At 45.2% G+C, this 5,000-nt stretch carries 1 tRNA gene and 2 rRNA genes; all 3 read right to left on the reverse strand.

The features are described from left to right. Nucleotides 1–1,372 precede the first annotated feature (1,372 nt). Nucleotides 1,373–1,449: transfer RNA gene (locus ACFINA_RS09030), tRNA-Met, on the reverse strand. A 107-nt stretch (nt 1,450–1,556) separates the two neighbouring features. Further along, nucleotides 1,557–1,671 (reverse strand): 5S ribosomal RNA (gene rrf, locus ACFINA_RS09035). A gap of 68 nt (nt 1,672–1,739) precedes the next feature. Further along, nucleotides 1,740–4,550 (reverse strand): 23S ribosomal RNA (locus ACFINA_RS09040). Between the last annotated feature and the right edge of the window lie 450 nt (nt 4,551–5,000).

The following is a 5,000-nucleotide window of genomic DNA, read 5'->3' on the forward strand; positions in this document are numbered from 1 at the left end:
TGCCAGTTTCCGTTCAAACATCAGGACCAATGGCTGCAAAAGCAAAAAGCTGCCCCTTTTTTTCTCACGGCATACTTTCTCCCTCATTACGCTGGTTTCTAAAAAAGATCGCAAAAATCATTAATTTTTTAAAGAACATGTCACCCTAGAAACGGTAAATGGGGCTAGAGCAGATGTCCAAGAGATAATGTGAGATAGTCTCTTTCAAAACAGATAGTCCATTGCGCCAAGGATAGGGATATGTAACTTTTAGAGTTTTTTCTCTTAAGGTTGCTTTATGTATGTTAGGATAGTGTAAAAAGCTGTTATTTCTCTATCTAAGCCGTAAAGCACTGCCCCTACAGATCATAGGCATAGGCTCAGTACCCCAAAAGCTTTCCCCAAAAGCTTTCTAAGTAAAAATCCGCCTTAGTATTTAGGGATATAGATAGTTTAGGTGGTCAAGGAATTATGTGCAATTTTTTGTTACAAAAAGTTAGCAGATTGTTTTAAGGATGAAGATATATAGGCACACATAGGACAAAGGGAGGGATATCGTAAAAGAGAGAGAAGCTGAGCTTAGATTTAGTTTTTGAGGAGTGTTTCTGTGTGTGAATTACATACACCTCTACGCTCTTTTTTCTAGTTGTTTCAGAGGACATAATGTTTAGCGGAGTGTCCCCTATTTCTGCATTGCGTTTTTTTACGCAGGGCAGAGTTGCGAGTGCTCCTATATCTCCTCAGCATAACTCTACGGGTATTTACACACTCGTACGTTTTTTCCTTTTTCCATAGCGTTTTCGATTATGTCTCTGTTACGTGAGAAGAGTTTCGAGTGATTAGCATTTCACTCCATGCGTTTACACGCTACGACACGTTTCCGCCTGCTTTTATTTTCAGAGCTTGATGCTATTTTTGTTTTCCAGTATTAAGAAGAGCTTTTAGATTTATCGTTTTAGAGAGAAGAAAGCATTCTCTGCCTATCTCTGCTTCATTAGTAGCATACCCCTTATGAGTCCTATTGCGTTCTTTTAGGGCTGAGAAGAGATCCGATCCAGCCCCAAAGCCGCTCCATAGGTCTTTTTTTGGCATGATTTGTTATCACGGTGTGTTGAGAGAGAGCTTTTGTTATTTTTTTGAACTTTAGAAGAGTAAAATGAGATGTTTTTTTTGATACAAGGTCTCGTTTATCTATGATATTTCATTGACGCCTTTAGAATGTTTGCAATGTAAAGAGACAATAGTATGGATTTTTTTAATTTTATAAGCTTTTTTAATTAGGCTTATTGAGCAGATTATTCTCTGCGTTTGGCATATTTCTGTTTAGATTGAGAAGAGTCAAGTTACTATTACGGGAATGCTAGGGAATATTATAGGGTTAACTATTAAGAAGTGGTTGCGGGGGCAGGATTTGAACCTGCGGCCTTCAGGTTATGAGCCTGACGAGCTACCGGGCTGCTCCACCCCGCGCTATATATTTTAAGACAAGATTTTTTTATTGTCTACTCTCAGTATTGAGCCTTGATATTTATCGTTATATTTTTATTTTGAATTGTTATCTATCATGCCTTTAGCAGACCTGGCGGCGACTTACTCTCCCGTGCCTTAAGGCAAAGTACCATCAGCGCTGGAGCGTTTCACGGCCGAGTTCGGGATGGGATCGGGTGCGTTCACTCCGCCATAACCACCAAGTCAGCAAAAAGCATGAATGATGAGAAGCTGGAATTTTTATATTTAAAGAAAGAATATGGGAAATGAGAACGATCAAGTCGATCGAACGATTAGTATCAGTAAGCTTCATGTGTTACCACACTTCCACACCTGACCTATCAACGTGGTGGTCTACCACGGTTCTCAGGGAATACTTGTTTTCAGGTGAGTTTCCCGCTTAGATGCCTTCAGCGGTTATCTCGTCCGTATATAGCTACCCTGCTATGCGGCTGGCGCCACAACAGGTCCACCAGAGATACGTCCATCCCGGTCCTCTCGTACTAGGGACAGGTCCTGTCAATATTCCAACACCCACGGCAGATAGGGACCGAACTGTCTCACGACGTTCTGAACCCAACTCACGTACCGCTTTAAATGGCGAACAGCCATACCCTTGGGACCTGCTCCAGCCCCAGGATGCGATGAGTCGACATCGAGGTGCCAAACAACCCCGTCGATATGGACTCTTGGGGGTCATCAGCCTGTTATCCCCGGCGTACCTTTTATCCGTTGAGCGATGGCCCTTCCACACGGGACCACCGGATCACTATGACCGTCTTTCGACTCTGCTCGACTTGTCAGTCTCACAGTCAGGCAGGCTTATGCCATTGCACTCAACAAACGATTTCCGACCGTTTTGAGCCTACCATCGCGCGCCTCCGTTACTCTTTAGGAGGCGACCGCCCCAGTCAAACTACCCACCATACACGGTCCCGAATCCGGATAACGGACTGCGGTTAGACATCCATATCGGTAAGGGTGGTATTTCAAGGATGACTCCACAAAGGCTAGCGCCCCTGCTTCAAAGTCTACCACCTATCCTACACATACAGACACAAATGCCAGTGTAAAGCTATAGTAAAGGTGCACGGGGTCTTTCCGTCTAACCGCAGGAACCCCGCATCTTCACGGGGAATTCAATTTCACTGAGTCTACGTTGGAGACAGCGGGGAAGTCGTTACGCCATTCGTGCAGGTCGGAACTTACCCGACAAGGAATTTCGCTACCTTAGGACCGTTATAGTTACGGCCGCCGTTTACTGGGGCTTCAATTCAATGCTTGCACATCTCCTCTTAACCTTCCAGCACCGGGCAGGCGTCAGACCCTATACGTCGTCTTGCGACTTCGCAGAGCCCTGTGTTTTTGGTAAACAGTCGCTACCCCCTGGTTTGTGCCACCCTCTAACGGTTGCCCGCTAAAGGGTCACGCTTCTTCCGAAGTTACGCGTGCAATTTGCCGAGTTCCTTCAACGTAGTTCTCTCAAGCGCCTTAGTATTCTCTACCAGTCCACCTGTGTCGGTTTGGGGTACGGTCTATATGTGGGAGCTATTTCCTGGAACTGCTTCACTGCAAGATCAATCCAATAAGATCTTACAATATACGCAATCCGTCACTACCCACAGGTCCACGAATATTAACGTGGTTCCCATCGACTACGCCTTTCGGCCTCGCCTTAGGGGCCGACTCACCCTGCTCAGATTAACTTTAAGCAGGAACCCTTGGACTTTCGGCGAGGGAGTCTCTCACTCCCTTTATCGTTACTCATGTCAGCATTCTCACTTCCGATACCTCCAGGAGCTCTCACGAATCTCCCTTCACAGGCTTACGGAACGCTCCGCTACCACTTACTCCAAAAGGAGTAAATCCACAGCTTCGGTGTATGGCTTTAGCCCCGTTACATTTTCGGCGCAGGGACCCTTATTTAGACCAGTGAGCTGTTACGCTTTCTTTAAATGGTGGCTGCTTCTAAGCCAACATCCTGGTTGTTTTGGGATCCTCACATCCTTTCCCACTTAGCCATAACTTGGGGACCTTAGATGGTGGTCAGGGTTGTTTCCCTCTCCACGACGGACGTTAGCACCCGCCGTGTGTCTGCTAGTTAGTTCTTCCAGGTATTCGGAGTTTGGTTAGGTTTGGTAATCCGGTGAGGACCCCTAGCCCATCCAGTGCTCTACCCCCTGGAGAATTCGACTAACGCTCTACCTAAATAGATTTCGCGGAGAACCAGCTATTTCCGAGTTTGATTGGCCTTTCACCCCTAGCCACAAGTCATCCCAATCTATTGCAACAGATACGGGTTCGGCCCTTCAGTAAGTGTTACCTTACCTTCAGCCTGCTCATGGCTAGATCACTCGGTTTCGGGTCTAATCCAACGAACTGAACGCCCTATTCAGACTCGCTTTCGCTACGCCTACACCTACCGGCTTAAGCTTGCTCGTTAGACTAAGTCGCTGACCCATTATACAAAAGGTACGCCGTCACCCAGAACGAATCTTGGGCTCCGACTGTTTGTAGGCATTCGGTTTCAGGTACTATTTCACTCCCCTTGTCGGGGTACTTTTCACCTTTCCCTCACGGTACTGGTGCGCTATCGGTCATGCACGAGTACTTAGGCTTGGATCGTGGTCGACCCATGTTCAGACAGGATTTCACGTGTCCCGCCCTACTCTAGGACTTAAATCAGATTTACGTATACGGGACTATCACCCTCTTTGGTACGACTTTCCAGTCGTTTCTACTTTTCTTAATTCAAGCCACTGGCCTGGTCCGCGTTCGCTCGCCACTACTAACGGAGTCTCGTTTGATGTCCTTTCCTACAGGTACTTAGATGTTTCAGTTCCCTGCGTTTGCTTCTTACACCCTATTTTATTCAGGTGTAGATACCTTTATCTGACGACTAGAAAACTAAACTGTTTTAAAAAACAGCTTAATTTTTCTAGCCATCAAAGGTGGGTTGCCCCATTCGGAAATCTACGGATCAAAGGGTATTCGCACCTCCCCGTAGCTTATCGCAGCGTATCACGTCCTTCATCGCCTGTGCATGCCAAGGCATCCACCAAATGCCCTTAAGACACTTGATCGTTCTCATTGCCAATATTCATTTACGGTTTGTCTGCTTCTCTTTATCTTGTGCAAAATAAAGCGCAAAACAAACCAAATATCAGCAGAAAAGACCAGCTTCTCGAGATATATTCAATGGCGCGGTTAAGCTTCCAATCATAAGCAAGGGTTTTGAGCATTCCCTTGCGACACATGTCTCTTTTTCTAAATTAAGATTTCCTTCTAAATTAAGATTTCCTCTTCGGAAGAAAGGTTTTTCTTTCAAGATCTTTTTTAAAATCTGTTTTCCAAAACCTTTTTTCGACAACAAGCATTTTCCCAAGAAAGTATTTTTCTTAACAAAAAACTTGCACCTCAGAAGGAACCTTAAAAAGGAACATGTCTGAATATATCTTCTCTTCACAATTTCAATAGAACAAGCAAAAGGCTAAAAACCTCTTACTAAACCGTGTTCTTACAACATGATGATG

It is taken from the genome of Bartonella sp. AC10YNML, assembly GCF_042196825.1.
In the GTDB taxonomy this organism is placed as follows: Bacteria; Pseudomonadota; Alphaproteobacteria; order Rhizobiales; family Rhizobiaceae; genus Bartonella.